The organism is bacterium, from assembly GCA_026398675.1.
Lineage (GTDB): Bacteria > RBG-13-66-14 > RBG-13-66-14 > RBG-13-66-14 > RBG-13-66-14 > RBG-13-66-14.
Window position 1 is genome coordinate 1 of record JAPLSK010000227.1, and the last position, 1,742, is coordinate 1,742.

2 protein-coding genes are annotated in these 1,742 nt (G+C 70.1%); both read right to left on the reverse strand.

The features are described from left to right. Positions 1–722 (reverse strand): NAD-dependent deacylase (locus NTW26_07265; protein ID MCX7022056.1); only part of this gene is annotated, 722 nt, incomplete at its 3' end. Between the two features lie 7 nt (positions 723–729). After that, a partial coding sequence (locus NTW26_07270) for an FAD-binding protein (protein ID MCX7022057.1) occupies positions 730–1,742 on the reverse strand: 1,013 nt, incomplete at its 5' end.

The window sequence follows — 1,742 nt, forward strand, 5'->3', positions numbered from 1 at the left end:
GCCGGCTCGAAGAGCGACACATGGCACCGTTCGGTCAAAAGCGTGGGCTCGACGTTTATCTCGACCACGTGGGCCCCGACGCGGCGCGCCACCACGGGCAGGCTCGCCGCCGGCTGCACCTCCCCCGACGTGCCGACGACGAACATGAGGTCGCACCCCTCGGCGGCCCGGAAGGCGGCCTCGATCACCCGACCGTCCAGCGGCTCGCCGAACCAGACCACCGACGGGCGCATGAGCGACGCGCAGGCCGGGCACTCCGGCAACGGGTCCTTCTCCCCCTGGGCGATTTTTTCGTGCCAGTGATGGCTCCGGTCCTCGGTGGCCGGGCAGGAGAGGCAGTGCTTGCGCCAGATGTTGCCGTGGAGCTCGAGGAAATCCTTCGAGCCGGCGAAGGCGTGGAGGCCGTCCACGTTCTGGGTCACCAGGGTGATGGGGATACGGGCGGCGGCCTCGGCGATTGCCAGATGGCCGTCGTTGGGCAGGACTTCCATTAGCTTGTTCCGCCGCTCGCGGTACCAGCCCCAGACGAGGGCGGGGTCGCGGTTGAAGGCCTCGAGGGTGGCCAGGTCCTGGGCGCGGAAGTTCTTCCACAGGCCGCCCTGGCCGCGGTAGGTCGGCACGCCCGACTCGGCGGACATCCCGGCGCCGGTGAAGACCACGACGCTCCCCGCGTCGGCCACGCGCCGGCGCAGGTCCCGTATCACCGCCTCATTGGCGTCCATCTCCCCCCTAGCCGAACTGGGTGAGAACCGAGTCTTTGGCCCAGTGGAGGTCGTCGGTCTCGGGGCAGTCGCGGTTGAAGTGCAGCCCTCGGCTCTCCCGGCGCTCGAGCGCGCTCTGGACTATCATGCGGGCCACCAGGGTGATGTTGCGCAGCTCGATGAGGTCGGCGCAGAAGGCCCCCCGCCGGAAGGTGTCCTCCACGTTGCGGGCGATGAGCCGGAGCCGGTCGGCGGCCAGGCGCAGCCTCCGGTCGGAGCGCACGATGCCCACGTAGTCCCAGGTCAGGCGGCGGACGTTGTCCCAGTCGTGGTCCAGGGTGACCATCTCGGTGGGCGGTCGGACTTGGGGGGCCTCGGCCGGGGGGATGTCCTTCGGCGGCGGGCCCAGCTCCTCCATCCAGCGGGGCAGGTCGTCGGCGGCCTCGTGGGCGAAAGCCACGGCCTCCAGGAGCGAGTTGCTCGCCAGGCGGTTCGCCCCGTGGACCCCGGTGCAGGAGCACTCGCCGACGGCGTAGAGGCGGGGGAGGTCGGTGCGGCCGCGGAGGTCGGTCAGGACCCCGCCGCAGAAATAGTGGGCCGCCGGGACTACCGGGAAGGGCCTTTGCGCGATGTCGTACCCCAGCTCCAGGCAGCGGCCGTAGACGTTGGGGAAGCGCTTTTTGAGCTTCTCCGCCCCGACGGGCGTGGCGTCCAGGAGGACGTGCTTTTCGCCGGAGGCCTTCATCTCGGAGTCTATGGCCCGGGCGACGATGTCGCGGGGCGCCAGCTCGGCGCGCTCGTCGTAGTCGGGCATGAAGCGGCGGCCGTCTTTGGTCAGAAGCCGCGCCCCCTCGCCCCGTAGCGCCTCGGTGATTAAAAAGCTGCGCTCCTGCGGGTGGTAGAGGCACGTGGGGTGGAACTGGACGAACTCCATGTTGGCCAGCCGGCATCCGGCCAGGAGGGCCAGGGCCATGCCGTCGCCGGTGGCCACGTCGGGGTTGGATGTGTATAGGTAGACCTTTCCGGCGCCGCCGGTGCAGA